This window comes from Streptomyces sp. NPDC042346, assembly GCF_055581845.1.
This window is the reverse complement of the sequence record NZ_JBVJEH010000001.1, coordinates 1,084,935-1,101,960: the sequence shown is the minus strand read 5'-3', so window position 1 is coordinate 1,101,960 and position 17,026 is coordinate 1,084,935. Positions and strand designations below refer to the sequence as shown.

At 69.2% G+C, this 17,026-nt stretch carries 10 protein-coding genes; 1 reads left to right on the top strand and 9 read right to left on the bottom strand.

Annotated elements, in window-relative coordinates; genetic code table 11:
• Window positions 1-26 precede the first annotated feature (26 nt).
• On the top strand, window positions 27-1,148 hold the full coding sequence (locus tag ACZ6K0_RS05300; protein ID WP_469227805.1) for a pyridoxal-phosphate dependent enzyme: 1,122 nt from the start codon (window positions 27-29) through the stop codon (window positions 1,146-1,148).
• A gap of 60 nt (window positions 1,149-1,208) precedes the next feature.
• Here ACZ6K0_RS05300 and ACZ6K0_RS05295 read toward each other — a convergent pair whose 3' ends face one another.
• From ACZ6K0_RS05295 to ACZ6K0_RS05255, 9 genes are all read right to left on the bottom strand, one after another.
• Window positions 1,209-1,991 carry a DUF4232 domain-containing protein gene (locus ACZ6K0_RS05295; protein ID WP_469227807.1) on the bottom strand — a complete coding sequence of 261 codons (783 nt, stop codon included), beginning with the start codon at window positions 1,989-1,991 and terminating at the stop codon, window positions 1,209-1,211.
• 103 nt (window positions 1,992-2,094) lie between these two features.
• Window positions 2,095-4,755, bottom strand: coding sequence for an AfsR/SARP family transcriptional regulator (locus ACZ6K0_RS05290; RefSeq protein ID WP_376402270.1), 2,661 nt, complete (start codon window positions 4,753-4,755; stop codon window positions 2,095-2,097).
• Window positions 4,756-5,538: 783 nt separating this feature from the next.
• Window positions 5,539-6,732, bottom strand: coding sequence for a restriction endonuclease subunit S domain-containing protein (locus ACZ6K0_RS05285; protein ID WP_469227809.1), 1,194 nt, complete (start codon window positions 6,730-6,732; stop codon window positions 5,539-5,541).
• Complete coding sequence (locus ACZ6K0_RS05280; RefSeq protein WP_469227811.1) at window positions 6,713-8,119, bottom strand: N-6 DNA methylase; 1,407 nt, start codon at window positions 8,117-8,119, stop codon at window positions 6,713-6,715. Before ACZ6K0_RS05280 ends, ACZ6K0_RS05285 begins: the two co-directional genes overlap by 20 nt.
• On the bottom strand, window positions 8,116-8,301 hold the full coding sequence (locus ACZ6K0_RS05275) for a hypothetical protein (protein WP_018100890.1): 186 nt from the start codon (window positions 8,299-8,301) through the stop codon (window positions 8,116-8,118). Before ACZ6K0_RS05275 ends, ACZ6K0_RS05280 begins: the two co-directional genes overlap by 4 nt.
• 225 nt (window positions 8,302-8,526) lie before the next feature.
• Window positions 8,527-11,829, bottom strand: a complete 3,303-nt coding sequence (locus tag ACZ6K0_RS05270) for a type I restriction endonuclease subunit R (protein WP_469227813.1) — start codon at window positions 11,827-11,829, stop codon at window positions 8,527-8,529.
• Window positions 11,826-13,025: a restriction endonuclease subunit S gene (locus ACZ6K0_RS05265; RefSeq protein ID WP_469227815.1), complete on the bottom strand. Its 1,200-nt coding sequence runs from the start codon at window positions 13,023-13,025 to the stop codon at window positions 11,826-11,828. The genes ACZ6K0_RS05270 and ACZ6K0_RS05265 overlap by 4 nt, the downstream gene beginning before the upstream one ends.
• Complete coding sequence (locus ACZ6K0_RS05260; protein ID WP_469227817.1) at window positions 13,018-14,652, bottom strand: class I SAM-dependent DNA methyltransferase; 1,635 nt, start codon at window positions 14,650-14,652, stop codon at window positions 13,018-13,020. Before ACZ6K0_RS05260 ends, ACZ6K0_RS05265 begins: the two co-directional genes overlap by 8 nt.
• A 17-nt stretch (window positions 14,653-14,669) precedes the next feature.
• Window positions 14,670-16,835 (bottom strand): hypothetical protein, encoded by a 2,166-nt coding sequence (locus tag ACZ6K0_RS05255; RefSeq protein WP_469227818.1) that lies wholly within the window; start codon window positions 16,833-16,835, stop codon window positions 14,670-14,672.
• Window positions 16,836-17,026 lie beyond the last annotated feature (191 nt).

The window sequence follows — 17,026 nt, the reverse complement described above, 5'->3', positions numbered from 1 at the left end:
TGTCACACGGCTGACATGCTGGCCCCATGACCGCCTACGTGTGCCCCCGTTGCCAGGTTCACTCCTCCACGGACGCGCTCACCTGGTGTTGTCCGAAGTGCCGTGGCCCCTGGGACCTGGAGTTCACACCGGAGCCCTCCTCCCTCCCGTCACTCACGTCCCTCGCGTCACGTGTGAATTCCTTGTGGCGGTACGAGGAGGCGCTGCCGCCGATGCCGTACGGGCCCGAAGTGACCCTCGGGGAGGGCCGCACGCCCCTCGTCCCCCTCACCGACACGGTCTCGGCCAAGCTCGACTTCCTCATGCCGACGCTCTCCTTCAAGGACCGGGGCGCGGTGATGCTCGCCGCGCACGCCCTGCGCCTGGCGCGCGCCGGGGTCCTCGACCGAGTCGTGGCCGACAGCAGCGGCAACGCGGGCACGGCGATCGCCGCGTACGGAGCCCGGGCCGGGCTCGACAGCCTCGTGTACGTACCCGAGGGCACGTCCCCGAAGAAGCTGGAGCAGATCCGGGCGCACGGAGCCCGCGTCGTCGAGGTGCCCGGCGACCGCGAGGCCACCGCCCGGGCGGCCCGGGAGGCCGCCGACGCACCCGGCACGTTCTACGCCTCGCACGTCTACAACCCGTACTTCCTGCACGGCACCAAGACCTATGTGTACGAGCTCTGGGAGGAGCTCGGCGGCCGGCTCCCCGACACGATCGTCGTCCCCGTCGGCAACGGGACGCTGCTCCTCGGTGCCGCCCTCGCCCTCGACGAACTCCACCGCCAGGGCCTCACGGACACCCGGCCGGCCCTGGTCGCCGTGCAGGCCGAGGCCGTCTCCCCGCTGGCAACCGCCTTCCACGCGGGCGCGGACGACATCGCGGGCCCGGCCCCTTCGCGCCCCACCCTCGCCGAGGGCATCGCGATCCCGGCACCGCCCCGCGCCCGCCAGATCTTGCGGGCGGTACGCGAGACGGGCGGCACGTTCCTGACGGTGACGGAGGACCAGATCCGTACCGCCCAGCGGGACCTGGCGGCCCGCGGCCTCTTCGTCGAGGCGACGGGCGTGGCCTGCTGGGCGGCGGTCGGCGCCGCCGCGCCGCGCCCCGGCCTCACCGTGGTCCCGCTGTGCGGGGCGGGCGCGAAGACGGGCCTGGCGCGCTAGGACCTGTCCGACCCTGATCCGCCGGACAGGCCTTAGGGGGCGTCGAGGGCCTCGTACCGATCAGAACTCGTCGGCGCCGTTGCGCAGCTCGGCCGTCCAGTAGCCCGTCTTGGCGGCGGCCTCGTCGACCGCGAGGCCACCGGCGGGGGCGTTGACGACGACGCTGCCCTCGGCCGGGCCGTCGGCGGCGAAGAGGTTCACGTTGAAGCTCTTCACGACCTTGTTTTCCTCGTCGACACCGCCGAGCGCGACGCGCACGTTGGCGTACGCCGGGGCGCCGGGCCCCAGGACGACCGGGGCGGCCGGCTTGCTCTTCGCGACGGCCGGGACGTCCTTGGCCGTCTGGATGTCGCCGAAGGCGATCAGCGGGTACTGGAGGAGGGTGCAGGAGCGGCCGGAGACGTTGGTGGCGGTGAGGACGATGTGCTCGGTGGGGACCTCGTCGGCCTTCGCCGCGGTGATCTTGACGTCGCCGTGAGCGCAGGCCGGGGCCTTGGCGTCGGTCTTGCCGCCGGTGGAACCGCTGGTGGCCTTGCTCGTGCCGCCGGACGCGGACCCGCCCGCGGTGGCGCCCTTCACCGAGGCCTGATTCGCCGAACCGGCGGCGTCGTCGCCCGCGCCGGTCTGGCCCCCGGCCTGGCCCCCGGTCGTGCCCGTACCGGTGTCCGCCGTTCCGGTGTCCGTCTTGCCGGTGTCCGCCTTGCCCGCGGCCTGCTGCGAGCTGCTCGCGTTCCCCGCGTCCTTGGCGCCGGTGTCGGTGTCGCCGCCGCAGGCGGTCAGGCCCAGCGAGAGGGCGGTGAGGGCGGCGGCGGCCAGGACGGTGGTCTTGTACTGAGTACGCATGATGGTTCTCCCCCGTGAAGCTCTAGGTCGACGCGGTACGTACATCCGTACTGCGTGCTGTATCCAGCTTCCGGCCCCGCACTGCCGTCCCGCTTACGTACCGCTAACGATCCGCTGACAACCGCGAAAGCCGCTCCGCCGCCCGGGCCGAACCCTCGGTGAAACCGGCCGCGTCGGCCGCCGCGATCGCCCGTTTCAGCTGGTCAGCAGCCTCTTCAAGACGGCCTATGCCGGCCAGGGCCTCACCCCGGACGATCTGCAGCTGGGCCCGGACGACCACCGCGTCGGGTGCGACCAGTTCCCCCGCGCGAACGGTGTGCGCGAGCGCCTCGTCGTAGTGCTCCGCCTTCAGGCAGTGCGTCGCCAGGTGCTGGAGGGTCAGCACCTGGGTGGACGGATGGCCGGTGCGGTCGGCGAGCGACACCGCGTGGACCATGAGCAGTCCGGCCCGCTCGTGCTCCCCTGCCGCGTCGAGGACGGCGGCGTAGTTGACGTACGCGATCGCCTCGCTGACCGCGTCCCCGGCCCGGGCGGCGAGGATCGGCGCCTTCTCCAGGTGGACGAGCGCCTCGGCGTCCCGGCCCTCCTCGTGCAGCACCCAGCCGAGGAGCGCCCGCGTGCGCGACTGCGCGTCGAAGTCGCCCACCTGCTCGGCGGAGGCGAGCCCGGCTTCCAGGAGCGGCGTCCAGCCGTCCCCGATCCGCATGAGCATCAGCGGCCACAGCACGAGGGCGAGCCGCCAGGCCCGGTCGTGGAGGCCGAGCGCCGCGGCGGCGGCCACCGCGCCCTCCAGGGCGGCACGTTCGGCCACGTACCAGTCGAGCGCCGCCGTACGGTCCTCGAACTCCCGCGTCGCGGCGGGCCGTCGGGCGTCGGCGGGCAGGGAGTAGCAGGGCTGGGAGCCCGGTTCGGCGGCGGCGTCGGCGGCGAGCCCCGTATAGAGGTAGTGGTCCAGGAGGCGGGGCAGGCCCTCGGGGTCGGCCTCCGGGGCGAGGTGGCGGGCGTAGAGGCGCACCAGGTCGTGCGGGCTCCAGCGGCCCGGGACGGCCTCGGCGAGGAGGTGGGCGGCGGCGAGCCGGTCCAGGTCGGCGGAGGCGTGCGCGGGGGACGTGCCGGCGAGCGCGCCCGCCGCGAAACGGTCCAGGTCGGATCCGGTGTGCAGGCCGAGCGCGCGGAACATCCGGGCGGCGGAATCGGGCAGCTGCTGCACGGTGAGACGCAGCGCCGCCGAGACACCGACGTCCTCCACATCCAGCAGTGTCAACCGAACCTGCTCGTCGGCGAGCTCGCCGACCATCGCACCGAGCGTCCACTGCGGCCGCTCGGCGAGGCGGGCCGCCGTGACGCGCAGCGCGAGCGGCAGTCCGTCGCAGAGCCCGGCGAGCCGCTCGGCGGCGGCGGGCTCGGCGGCGACCCGCGCCTCGCCGAGCACGGTGGCGAGCAGCGCGGCCGAGTCGGCGGGCGGCAGCTGCCCGAGCGGCACCGGCCGGGCGGCGTCCGAGGCGATGAGGCCGCTGAGCCGGTCGCGGCTGGTGACGACCGTCGCGCAGAGGTCGCCGCCCGGCAGCAGCGGCCTGACCTGCTCGGAGGAGCGGGCGTTGTCGAGGACGACGAGCAGCCGGCGGCCCGCCGTGAGGGAGCGGAAGAGCGCGCCGCGCGCGTCGGCGGCCTCCGGGATCCGCAGCGCCGGGACGCCGAGGGCGAGCAGGAACTCGCGGAGGACGGCGGCGGTCTCGGGCGCCGGGGTGTCGCTGAAGCCGCGCAGATCGGCGAAAAGTCGCCCGTCGGGGAAGCCGGAGCGCCGCTCGTACGCCCAGTGGACGGCGAACGCGGACTTGCCGACGCCGGCGGGCCCGGTGACGAGGCACAGCGGCGCGACCACACCGCCGACGGCACGGTCGAGGCCGGCCAGCTCGGCGCCCCGGCCGGTGAAGCCGCGCGGCGCGCGCGGCAGCTGCTCCGGCGCGGCGAACGCGACGGCCGCCTCGACGGGGAGGGCCGGGCGGGGGACGCGGGCGGCGGGCTCGGCGGAGCGCAGGAGCGTCGCGTACGCCTCGCTGAGCGCCTCGCCGGGGTCCACCCCGAGCTCCTCCGCGAGCAGCCGCCGGGTGCGGTGGTACCAGTCGATGGCGTCCGACTGGCGCCCCGCGCGGCCGAGCGCCAGCATCAGCGCGGCGGCCAGGGACTCGCGCAGGGGGTGGGCGACGGCCTCGGTACGGAGCACGGCGGCGGCCCGGCCGTGCTCGCCGAGCGCCCCGTACGCCTCGGCCAGCGCCTCCACGGAGGCCAGCCGCAACTCCTCGAGCCCCCCGGCGGCGGCCTCCAGCGGCCGGCTGTGGACGGTCCCGGTGAGCGCGGGCCCCTGCCAGTACGAGAGGGCCTCGCGCAGCATCCGCACGGCGTCGCCGGGATGCCGCTGCACCCCGGCGAGCCCGACGAGCTCCTCGAAACGGTGGGCGTCGACGAGCGACTCCGGCATGCGCAGCACGTACGCCGACCCCTGGGTGGCGAGCTCGACCCCGTACGCCTCCGCCCCGTGCTCGGCGAGCAGCGCCCGCAGCCGCGAGACGTGCCCCTGGAGCACGGTCTTGGCATGCGTGGGCGGCTCGTCCTCCCAGAGGGCATCGATCAACTGCCCCACGTTCACGGCACCGTTGGGCCGCAGCAGAAGCATGGCGAGCAGACTGGACCGCTTGGCGGGCCCCAGGGCTACGTCGCCGTCCTCCGTCACCAGCGCAACGGAGCCGAGCAGCCGGAACTCCACCTGATACCTCCGCGATCCCTTGTCCCCGGCCCCCGTTTCCCCGGCAGTCGAGGATACGTGGGGTAAGAGGGTCACCGACGACGCGAAGTTCCCCGCCCCCACCCCCACCGTCCGAATCCACCCACCCGGGCCGCCCCGAGCACGCCGAAAGGGCCGGACTCACCCGAGCCCGGCCCTTCCGTCGTCGATCGGACACGGATCAGACGTTGAAGCGGAACTCCATCACAAGGCCGTGACCTGCGGAAATGCAGGCGCATCCCAGCACCATCCCAGCACGGGATGCGCGACAAAGTACAAGAACACCGAAGATCGCCAACGCTACCCGGAAGCGCCCGCACACGCCTGAAGTCTGCGGAACTTCTACGAGCGCCACATCAGGCTCGTGCCACCGCACCGAACCTCGCAGAGCAGCACAGCGCTCGCGCTCACTCGCGGTCTCCCCGGACGTCAGCGGCCAGCTCCGACGCCTGGCCGCCGCCCAGAATGCACGTCCAGACCTCGAGGCCGGCGCGAGCGTCCACAGATCCCGGATACCCCCGGTTTGGCGGGGCATAGTCAGAAGCTTCCGCGCTGTCGCAGGTCAGCCTGCATAGCTCAGCGGGTGGAGCAGGCGCCTTCTAAGCGCTTGGCGGCAGGTTCGAGTCCTGCCGGTGGCGCCCAAACATGGCTGGTCAGGGCTCTCTCGGACCGCCAGCGGAGAAACGGTGCGCGCGGTACTGCGCCGTTCGTTCAGAGCGTTGGATTCCGTGCTCCAGAGAGGGGCAACGTGGATCAGCTCGGCATTCAGCTGGCCGAGGTGAGACGCGCCAGACCCCCCTTCTCCAGCTCGTGCACCACCAGCTCCTCCATCACGTGTCGCTCCCTGGCGGAGGCGTAGGCGAGGTCGTGCAGGGCAGCAGCACGCCTGGCGAAGTCCCGCCTCACCGCATCGGTCGGCCAGGGGATCTTGTAACGGGAAAAGTCCTTGCGCCTCATCGCGCGGGCCTGCTCACCCTGCGTAACGGCCGTCAACTCCCGCCTCCGGTAACGCAGCGAGTGCAACAACCACATCCGATCGACCTCGGACTCCGTGTAAATCGCGAGCGTCCGCCGACCTGGCACTACCGGGGTAGTAGTGAGCACGGTCCGCACCTCCCCGGGACGGGGCGCGATCAAGAGGCTGCCGGACGGGCATACAACCTCCGCTTGCGCCACGGTGCGTGAAGTCACTGCACCCAGATGTACTGTCTTGCAGTTCAGTACTTCGCGGGGAGACACCCACGGCATAGCCGACTGCTCGCTGTCCGGCAGAGACTGTGCCGCACCAGCCGTAACCTGACACACTTCGCCCATTGCACGCTCGGTAGCGGGACCTTGCCCGCACGTCTGCAGCGCCTCCATGAAATGCGCATCCGCTAGTTCCGTCGCGCAAGACACAATCCGGGTGTTCAACGCATTCTTGCGCTCAGCAAGCGAGATCAGCGAAAGCAGCCTCTCCCGCACCGGCGCTGGAGGCACTGGCACGGGAAGTCGGTTGAGTGCCTGCAGAGGCAAGGTCATGTGCTCGGCGTTCGACGAGGACAGCGTGAGATAGCTCTGGCTCTGCGAGGTCTTCAGCCACCATCGAAGCCACAGATCCCATTGTTGGGCGCGGCCCTCTGGTGTCCAGCGGACGACCGCGAGCGACCTGGCGACATTCCATCCTGCGTGCTCCTCCCCTGCAACTGCTGCCTCCCCCACACGCCCCACGAGCACGACAAGGAGGTCCCCAGACCTCAGCGTGCTGCGTGGGTGGCGTCTGGCCACATCGGGAGGCACAAATGTGAACTCCTGGACGTGCACACCTCCCTCGACGATCTCTGTGGCGCGGATCATCGGGATTCCGCCGGATGCCTTCTGCTGTCGCGCAATTCCGTAGGCGGCGTACTCGACCCCAGGGAACTCACGCAACTCAACGACGGGCCACGGAGTGGGGACATCATCCGATTCTGTAGTCATTCCTGCTCTCCAGGGCATCACGGACTCGGTTCCTGGCTGCGGCGCTACAATCCATGCACTCATACAGCTCGGCCTTCCGGTTCCGGTCTCCGTCACTTGAATGCAACTGCGCGGTGCCCCCGTTCCGTACGTAGCGTGCGGGAGTCAGATCGAAGCCCGCCTCAGCGATTTCCTCGTACCTCGCCGCACGGCACCATGGGATGGATTCAGGGTCCCCCTCGCCCTCACGGCGTCGAAGTCCCTGCCATTCACCGAAGATCTGCAGCAGGCGTTCGGCCGAGTCCTTTGCGAAGTGGCGCCGCTGCCCCTCCTTCGCTGCTGGCAGTTTCCCTGCATCCGCGAACAAGACCTGATCGGAGTGCGGCCGCTCCCCTTTGGCCAGCAGCCACAGCGCCGTGCTCGCGCTGGCGTGCGGAAAGAGCCACGTCGGCAAGGCCACGACGCCCACGACCAGACCGTTCTCCAGCAGCCCACGGCGGATCAGTCCGTCGGTGCTGTTGCTGCTGTGCGCCGCGCCGGAAGACAGCAGAACGACGGCCCGTCCTTGTGGCGTGAGATCGGCAAGGATGTGCTGGACCCAGGCGAAGTTCGCGTTACCCGGACGTGGCACGCCCAGGGTCCACCGCCAGTCGTCCTTCAGTTCACCGTGCCCCCAGTCCCGCTGGTTCACAGGAGGGTTGGCGACGATCACGTCGGCCGGTATCGGTGAAGTGCCGGCCCTGAGGGTGTCAGCTCCTTCCTTGCCGAGGTCGGCAAGGAATCCGTGCAGGGCGAGGTTGACGGCTGCGGCATAACGCGCCGTCCGGTTGATATCCGCACCGGACAAGCGCACTTCACCCCCCTGTGCCCGAGCCCGGTGTGCGGCGGCGCGCAGCAGTCGCCCGCTGCCGCACACCGGGTCCCGAACAATTTCGCCTCCTCGGGGAGCGGCCAGCCCCGCGAAGAGGTACGCCAGGTCGTTTGACGTGAAGTAGTCATCGCCACGCGCATAGCGTGTCGAGTACGTGTCGAGGAGCACGTCAAGGAGCCTCGGGTCCGGATCCAGCTGCCGCACCTCCGCGATCAGCTCACGGAGGGCCGGGTCGATGAGCTCGAAGGGACGGCTCACACCTTCGTCGCGATACGCAGGAAGACTGTGGGCGCGAGCAACGGGCGTACGCGGCCACACTGCGCCGAGCCTGGCCCCCGCTGACTCCGAACCCGGCCCCCACAACCGGTCCACCTCCGCCAGTGATCCATGGCGGGACCAGCAGTGAAGGTAGACCACTTGAAAGGCAAGCCGGTACGTCGTCGCAGCATCGGCGACGCTGCGTAGCTTCTCGACGGCCCGCAGCACTCGCCGGTACTTCAGCCGCCCCTCTTCGTTCGCCCATTCCTCCTGGGTCACGACGACCTCAGCCAGGAGACGACCGCCAGCCCGATGAGAACAGCGGCTCCGCAGGCGGCACCACCGTTCTGGATGGCCGTGACGACCTCTCCCGCGCCCACGAAATCGAGGATGCCGGCCACGAGCCCCACCACCACGGACGCCAGGACGACCACCACCAACAGCAGCGCTCGCTGCGACATGCCACAACTCCCTCGGTTCCACCAGCAGTTAGCAGTTCTGCGGTTCGTTCCGCAGACTTGAAAGTAGTGGCCTGACGCACCTCACGTCTCGCAGCACGGGAATTTGCTTTTGCCATAAGGCGGTCGGGCGCAGCCCCTGCCGACCCCACGAAGGACATCCGGTCGGGCAGACGACCGCCCCGGCAAGCAGACGCTTGCCGGGGCCAGAAGCAAGATGCGCGAGGGCTATGCGTCGGCGGCCGAGCCGTCCTGGGACCACTTGTCGGCAAAGTGTTCCATCTGACGGATCACCAGGTCGATCGCTTCCTTGGACTGCTCCGGCGGGTAGCCATGACGGGCCAGGAGGCGCCTGATGGTGGCACGGAGCCTGGCCCGGACCGGTTCGCGGGCGATCCAGTCCTTCTTGAGGTTCTTGCGGACCTGGACCACGAGGTCCCGGGCGATGCCGGAGAGGATCTCGTCGCCCATGAGGTCGCGGGCGCTGCCGAGGTCGGCGACCGCGTCGTAGAAGGCGAGTTCGTCGTCGCCCAGCGGCGGGGTGAACTTCTCACCTCGCCGGGCGTCTTCCGCGACCGTCTTGGCCAGTTCCACCAGCTGGGCGATGATCTCGGCACTGGTGAGCTGCTGACGCATGTAGCGGGTCATCAGGTTCTGGAGGCGGACCGAGAACGCAGTCTGGCGGACGATGTTGTGCCGGGTCTGCTCGCGCATCTTCTGCTCGACGAGACGGCGCAGGGCTTCGGCTGCCAGGTGCGGGGTTTCGCTGTTCTGCAGGCGGCCGACGAGGGCGTCGTTGAGGTGAGTGAGGTCGGCCTTGTCCAGTCCGGCCTCGGAGAAGAGGTCGGTGACACCACCGGTCTCGACGACAGCGGAGGTGAGCTGGGAGAGGTAGAGGGCGACGTCGCGGGCGACGGGCAGGCCCTGGGCCTCACGGTCCATGGCGTCGAGCTTCGCCATGTACGTACGGACCTCGACGAGGAACTGGATGTCGCGCTTCCAGTTCGGCTGGTCGCCGAACCGGGAGGAGATGTCGGCGGAGGAGCCGGCCAAGGCGAAGAAGCGCTCCAGGCGGTAGCCGTGCTCGCGGAAGCGGCGACTGAGGGTCTGGTTCGGGTCGTCGAGCTGGTCGGGGTTGTTGCCCGGGGTAGCGGGGCTGCGGAGGTACTCGGCCGTGGTGTAGGCCGCCTTGATGAAAGCCTTCGGGTCGGGGCGGGAGAGGCGTTCGCGCCAGTTCCACCCGATCAGCATCTGATCGAGGATGTCGTACTCGTTGCGGAGTTCGTCCAGGGCGCGGTCGATGTCCTGGCCGAGGGTCCGGTCGGCCTGGTCGTCGGCGGAGTACTCGGCGATGGCCTTCTGGAGGTTCTCGGTGAGGGGGGCGTAGCCGACGAGGAGGCCGTCCTCCTTCTTGCGGAAGCGGCGGTTGACGCGGGCGAGGGCCTGCATCAGGCCGGCGCCGCGCAGCGGCCGGTCCAGGTACATGGTGTGGATGGACGGTGCGTCGAAGCCGGTCAGGAGCATGTTGTTGACGATGAGGAGCTGGAGTTCGTCCTCGGGGTCCTTGGCACGGTTGATGACGGCCTTGCGCTGGGAGTCGCGCAGGGCGTGAACGCGCAGTTCCTTGGAGTCCTTGCGGGAGTCCGAGGAGTAGACAATCTTCATGGCGCCGGTGGTCGGGTCGTCCGTGTGCCAGTCGGGGCGCAGGATCTTCAGGGCGTCGTAGACGCGGACGCAGATCTCGCGGGTGGCGCAGACGAGCATCGCCTTGCCGGGGGCTCCGCCGGGTGCGTCGTCGGCGTCCGCGACGAACGGCAGCATCGCCGCACGGCGCGCTTCCCAGTGTTCGACCAGGTCCTGGGTCAGGTCGCGTATCCGGGCGGGGGCGCCGTACATGGCATTCATGGTGGCGACGGCCTGCTCAACGCGGGTGCGCTCGGTGTCGTCCAGGCCGTCGGTGATGCGGTCGGCCTCGGTGTCGATGGCGGTGGGGGCGACGTCGCGGTCGAGGACAAGCTGGACAACGCGGCTCTCGTGGTAGACCTTCACGGTCGCGCCGTCGTCGGCGGCCCGCTTGAGGTCGTAGGTGTCGATATAGTCGCCGAAGACCTCGCGGGTGTTGCGGTCGGCCTCGGAGATCGGGGTGCCGGTGAAGGCGAGGAGCGTGGCGTGCGGGAGCGCGTCGCGCAGATGGCGGGCGTAGCCGTCGAGGTGGTCGTAGTGACTGCGGTGGGCCTCGTCGACCACGACGACGATGTTGCGCCGCTCGGAGAGGAGCGGGTGGTCGGTCCCGGATTCCTTCTCCTGCTTGGTGCGGCCGAACTTCTGCAGGGTGGTGAAGAGGATGCCGCCGGTGCGCTTGGCGGCGAGCTCTTCGCGGAGTGCGGCGCGGTTGAGGAACTGGTGGGGCTGTTCCGGGAGGACCTCGCTCTCCTTGAACGTGTCGAAGAGCTGGTCGTCGAGGTCGGTGCGGTCGGTGACAACCACCACGGTGGGGTTGTGCAGGGCGGGGTCGCGCATGACGAGGTTGGTGGTCAGCACCATCTCCTCTGACTTGCCCGAGCCCTGGGTGTGCCAGACCACGCCGGCCTTGCCGTCGGTCGCGGCGGCGCGGCGGACAGCGTCCGCGGCGCGGGTGACCGCGAAGTACTGGTGCGGCTTCGCGATCCGCTTCATGCGCTTGGCCGGCACGAAGTTGATGAAGGACCGGACGAGGGCGAGGAAGCGCGGCTGGGTGAACAGGCCGTGCAGGGCGAGGTCCTGGCCGGTCGGGATGTCGACGTCGGCGTGGACGGCGGCAGCGTCCACGGTGTCCACTCGGGCGCCGAATTCGTCGGTGTTCCACGGGGCGAAGTGCTCGTACGGGGTGAACGGGGTGCCGTACTTGGCGGTGATCCCGTCGGAGAGCAGCACGACCGCGTTGTAGCGGAAGGCGGTCGGGAACTCCTCGACGTAGTGCCGGATCTGGGTGTGCGCGGCAGCGAGGGTGGCGTTCGGGTCGCCGGCCCGCTTGAGCTCGATGACGGCGAGCGGGAGACCGTTGACGTACAGGACAAGGTCGAAGCGGCGGTTGCGCTCACCGTTGATCACGGTCACCTGGCGGACGGCGCGGTACGTGTTCGCGTCCGCGTTCTCCAGGTCGACGATCCGGACGGTCGGCGTGTGCTCGGCGCCGAGCGCGTCGGTGTACGTGACGGAGTGGACGCCGTCGGTCAGGTAGCCGTGCGCGGTCCGGTTCTCCTCGTACGTGTCCTGGGAGGTCGGGGTCGCGGCGGTCGCGAGGGCCTCGCGGACGGCCTCCGGGGGGAGGTCGGGGTTGAGCCGCTCGATGGCCTCGCGGAGATCGGAGTAGAGGATCAGGTCGTCCCAGGAACGGCGGTGCCCGGAACCGGGCGCGAGCTCATTGCCCTCGGCCTTCGGCCAGTCGAGCTCCACGAGCTCTTCGAGGGCAAGGAATTCCCAGTCGATTTCGAGGGGGCGGAAGTTGTCGGGGGTCTCGCTGCTGCCGTCGTCGTTCCCGCGCGTAGTCATACGTGGTCCTCGACAATCTTCTCGGCGTCCTTGACGCGGATGCGGCCGGACATGAGTTGGGGGAGGAGGGTGTCGCGGAGGGCGGCGAGAGCGGCAGACTCGGCCAGCGCCTGGTCGGCGCGGTCTTCAAGTGAGTCAAGCTTGACCCGGAGTTCACGCTGCCGCGAAGGGCTGGGCAAGGTGATCTCTAGGCCCCCTACCTGGGCCCGTCGGAGTTCCGTCTGGCCCGTACTACCTTCGCCCATAGCCTCGATATCCGGCTGAGCTCTCAACATCGCAAACCCTGCACAGACAGGGTCGACCCGCTGAGCATCGAATCGCACGATAGTCACATGCGAGTCCACCGTCGCTTCGCTATCGGAAGTCCAGCGAGCCACCCTTCCGAGAGTTCCAACTCCAGTCGAGTTCACCAGAACGTCGTTTCTGCAAAGCAGCTTCGGGGGCTTAACCTTCTTACCCAGCGTCCTACGTGCTGGAGACAAGCCCACCCGCCCATCCCGAATACATTTCTGATTCAGAACGATAAGCTCATCAGGGTCGTCCGAATACTTCGGGGCAACACCGCGTGTCAAAGCATTCGTCACTGAGTCGACCTCGACATCCACCGCCCCATCACCTTGGGTTGCCTGAACAAAAATGGCCATTCCCAAGCGGCGCGCCGTGGCCGCGATGCGCCCATTGACGGCGATCTTGTCGTCCAGCGCCCCTACGACAGCACACACTGCGTCCCTTTCACGCCGCGGCGGCATCGGCACCGGGAGAGTGCGCACGTCCTTCAAATTGAGCGTGGCCTGAACCGTGGTATTCAACCGGTCATGGAAATATTGCTGTGCTGGATCGCTAGAAAGAATCAACCTAAGCCACTGAGCCGTCACCTCCGAGCTCGGGCGCACCACAGCAATAGCGCGCGCCACGTTCCATCCGCAGATCTCTTCGGATGCCACTGCCACTTCACCGACTGAGCCGACAAGCGTCAATAGGACCTCACCACCCCGCAAACGCGTTCGCGCATATTTCTGCTCCACGTCGCGTGAAATAACCAATGGGTCCGAGGCGTCAATCTTCCCGTCACGAACATCCTTCACACGAACGATTGGAACTCCATCTACCTTCGGGGTTCCAGGCTGAACAACCCCGTAGGAAATCTTCTCACTGACAAGTGATTCCAGCGGGACCGCATGAATGCGCTCAGGCACCGATCCTCCCCAGCTGCTCACGCACCGTCTTTGCCAGCGCATCCGACTTGTCGAAGAGTTCGTACAGTTCCGTCGTCAGCCGCGCGATCTTCCCCGCAACCGCCTCGGCGTCCTCTTCCTCCGCCTCGGCCGCCCCGACATACCGCCCCGGCGTCAGCACGTACCCGTGCTCCTGGACCGTCTTCAGGTCCGCGCTCGCGCAGAAGCCCGGGACGTCCGCGTACGCCTCCCCCGCGTCCTTGGCGCTCGTCGTCCCGCGCCACGCGTGGTAGGTCCCCGCGATCTTCGCGAGGTCGGCCTCTGTCAGGACGCGCTCGGTGCGGTCGACCATCTCGCCCATGTTGCGGGCGTCGATGAAAAGGATCTCGCCCCGGCGGTCCGCCGCCGCGGCCTTCTGCCCCTTCACACCCCCCGGCGACTTGTCCTTCGCCAGGAACCACAGACACGCCGGAATCGCCGTCGTCCGGAACAACTGGGCCGGCAGGGCGACCATGCACGCCACCATGTCCCCGTCCACCAGCGCCTGCCGGATCTCACCCTCGCCGCTCTGCTGACTGCTCATCGAGCCGTTGGCGAGGACGACGCCGGCCGTCCCCCGCTCCCCCAGCTTGCTGATCATGTGCTGGAGCCAGGCGTAGTTGGCGTTGCCCCTCGGCGGGACACCGTACTTCCACCGCGCATCCGACTCGTTGCGCGCCCAGTCCTTGATGTTGAAGGGCGGGTTGGCCATGACGTAGTCGGCCTTGAGGTCCGGGTGCTTGTCGTCGGCGAAGGTGTCGCCCCAGCGGGCGGCGAGGTTGCCGTCGATGCCGTGGATGGCGAGGTTCATCTTGGCCAGGCGCCAGGTGCGCTCGTTGAGTTCCTGGCCGTAGACGGAGATGTCGGCCTTGTGGCCGCGGCCTCGGTGGGCCTCGATGAACTTGGCGGCCTGGACGAACATGCCGCCCGAGCCGCAGGCCGGGTCGTACACCCGGCCCTCGTACGGTTCCAGGATCTCCACCAGGAGGCGGACGACGCTGCTCGGGGTGTAGAACTCACCGCCCCGCTTGCCTTCCGCGCGGGCGAAGTTGCCGAGGAAGTACTCGTAGACCTCGCCGAGGACGTCCTGGGCGGGCTTGTCGTCGCTGCCGCCGAAGCGTGCGTCGGTGATGAGGTCGACGAGTTCGGCCAGGCGCTTCCTGTCGACGTTGTCCTTGTTGAAGATCTTGGGGAGGACGCCGGTCAGCGACGGGTTGGCCTTCATGATGGCGTCCATCGCCTGGTCGAGGACCTCGCCGACGTTGCCGCTCTTGGCGTTGGCGGAGATCGAGGACCAACGGGCACTCTCGGGCACCCAGAAGACGTGGTGCCCGGTGTACTCGTCCTGGTCCTCCAGGAACTCCTCCAGGCGGTCTTCGGCAATGCCTTCCTCCGCGAGCTCCTTGGCGAGCTGTTCGCGGCGCTCTTCGAAGGCGTCGGAGACGTACTTGAGGAAGATCAGGCCGAGGACGAACTCCTTGTACTGGTTGGCGTCCATGGAGCCGCGCAGCTTGTCGGCGGCCTTCCAGAGGATGGCCTGGATCTCCTTGGGCGTGGATGCGGTGAACAGCTCCGCCTGGTCAGCGGGCTTCTTCTTCCGGGGAGGCATGGGCGCTCGGGTCTCCTTCAAGAGTCGGACGAGAGATCAGGCGAGAGGGGGTCAGTGAGGGTCAGCGTGCCGTCGACGAGGCCGGCGGCGGTCAGGGAGGTCAGGTCGTCGAGGGCCGCCGCGTGCTGGCGCAGCAGGGCCGTGCGGCGGGCGATGTCGGCCAGGAGCGCGTCGTAGCGCTCGGCCTCGTCGCCAGGGAGGTCGGGGATGAGGAGGTCCTCTATGCGGCGGGCGGAGCGGACCGCGCCACTCACCCGCCGGTGTTCGGCCGCCGCCGAGTGCAGGAGCGCTGCCAGGACACGGGGCCATACGGGATGCTCAGCGTCGGCTCGTACGCGCAGGACGCGGGCGGGGAAGGCGACCACGGACAGGCCCTCGTCGTCGACGCAGGCGCCGAAACTCGGGGTGGCGGTGACGACGATGTCACCAGGTTCGGTGAAGTAGGCGTGCTCGTAGGCGTTGAGGAGTACGGCGCGGTCGATGCGGTGGCTGTCGACCGGCGCACTGCCGGTGATCTCGGCCGGGGTGAGGACGGTGTAGTGGCCTGCGCCGCCGGTGAGGAGATGTTCGCCGGCGATGCGGTGGCCGGGCAGCCGGCGCAGTCGGCGGTCCTTGAGAAGGCGGGCCACGGTGGTGCGGCGGACCGGCCGGTCATCGGGGCGCAGGACGGCGTTGCTGCGGATCGTGGGTGCGTGGTCGAGTGCGCTACGGGTGGCGTCGATCAGCTGCTGGAGGCGGAGTTCGGTCTCGGCGATGCGGGCCGGGCGTTCGACGACGGTGCGGGTGTAGCGGTCGGCGTGCGGGCGGTGCTGTGGGGTGAACGCGGCACCGGGTGCGTCGGTCAGCGTGGTGGCCCGGACGACGGCGGCGTTGCGCGGTTCGTGACGGCTGTCCGCCCGCCAGCCCGCGTCGCGGAAGATGTCGATGTCCTCGGCCAGCGCGTCCAGGGTCTGCGGGGTGAGGTTGCGTGAGGAGAGGTCGGCGAGGAGGACTTGGCCGGTGCGTTTGTCTTCGGGGGTGCGGTGCAGGATCCAGATCGCGGTGCGGTGGGCCGGGCGGAAGGGGAGTACGCCTTCGGGGAGGCTGATCGCGGCCTTGAGGAGGTGCTGTTCCAGGAAGTCCCGGCGCAGACGGTCCGCTTCCCCGCGTGCGGGCAGGGGCCGGACGAACGCGTCAGCGGGTCCCAGGACGACGGCCGTGCGGTCCTCGGCGAGGAGGTCGGTGAGGTCCTGCAGGCTCTGCAGGACGGCGAGCGGGCTGCGGGTCTCGGCCGCCTCGTAAGGGAGGCAGCAGGCGATGACGTGCGGATTTCCCCAGTCTTCCGTGGCCAGTTCCTCGCCGTCGGCAAGGTCCATCTCGAATTCCTGAACACCCTGTGCCATGAGGCGGCGGCGGGCGAGCCGGGCCAGGTCCGGCATCGGGTCCGCGGAGAGGAAGAAAGGCGAATCCTCGGCATCGGACACGGATTCGCGCAGGGCGACTAGTAGATCGCCGCTCCGGGGGTGGAGGACGGCGGCCGTTGCCCCTTCTTCGCGTTCGTTCAGTCGCGCGAGGCCGGTCAGGCGGGCCATCGTCCGGCTCACCGGCGGAATCGGTTCCTCGGCGGCGAGGTCGTCGCAGCCCAGGCGGCGGCGTGCGTCCATGACGCGTTCGAGCGCTTCGGCCGGGGTGTAGGCGGCCTCGGTGAGCTGGTCGGCGAGCACGGCGAGCAGGGGGCCCTGCCGTTCGGCGTCCGGCAGTTCGCGCAGCTCTCTTCGGAGGAAGGTGTCGTCGAAGTCGATCTCGGCGGCACGCTCCAGGATCGTCTGCCAGGGCAGGTTGGCGAGCGGTTCGTCGAGGAGCTGACGCAGGCAGAGCAGTGCGGTCACTGCGTCGACCAGGGTGCGGGCGGGGATCGCGCGCCGCCAGGCGGACAGGGTGTGCAGCACCAGCTCCGCCCGGATCTGGCCGGCGTCGGCATTGCCGCGGCCGGTGGACAGAAGCCATTCGGCGACTTCACGGCCGTCGAAGAGCGGGCTGGCCCCCTCGTAAGCGACGGGCTCGGGGAAATCCGCGTGCCGGCGGGCCCAGGTGGTGACGACGGGACGTTGGACCTGGGCCAAGGTCCCGATTTCGGCGTAACTGATCCGCCAGGAGATCTCCTCGGGCAGGATGGGAGCGGTTGCTTCACGTGTGCCAGCCATGCGGTTCCGCTCCCTTCGTGACGACTGCCTCGTGCTCTCGGTCGAGAACGTTTCTCCCAGGGCACCTCACACGCTACAGCCGGTCGATCTCTCAGCTTCGCTAGCGGTTGATAACCAGGGTTATCAGGTTCTCGATCAATTCCACCTCCAATCTTCTGGCACCTTCGTCACCATCACCCCGGCACCACCCG

Excerpts from the sequence above, each read along its gene's own strand:
- ACZ6K0_RS05275 (WP_018100890.1), bottom strand. The coding sequence starts at position 8,301 with ATGTCGCAGCGAGCGCTGCTGTTGGTGGTGGTCGTCCTGGCGTCCGTG.
- ACZ6K0_RS05285 (WP_469227809.1), bottom strand. The coding sequence starts at position 6,732 with ATGACTACAGAATCGGATGATGTCCCCACTCCGTGGCCCGTCGTTGAG.
- ACZ6K0_RS05255 (WP_469227818.1), bottom strand. The coding sequence starts at position 16,835 with ATGGCTGGCACACGTGAAGCAACCGCTCCCATCCTGCCCGAGGAGATC.
- ACZ6K0_RS05270 (WP_469227813.1), bottom strand. The coding sequence starts at position 11,829 with ATGACTACGCGCGGGAACGACGACGGCAGCAGCGAGACCCCCGACAAC.
- ACZ6K0_RS05300 (WP_469227805.1), top strand. The coding sequence starts at position 27 with ATGACCGCCTACGTGTGCCCCCGTTGCCAGGTTCACTCCTCCACGGAC.
- ACZ6K0_RS05260 (WP_469227817.1), bottom strand. The coding sequence starts at position 14,652 with ATGCCTCCCCGGAAGAAGAAGCCCGCTGACCAGGCGGAGCTGTTCACC.
- ACZ6K0_RS05295 (WP_469227807.1), bottom strand. The coding sequence starts at position 1,991 with ATGCGTACTCAGTACAAGACCACCGTCCTGGCCGCCGCCGCCCTCACC.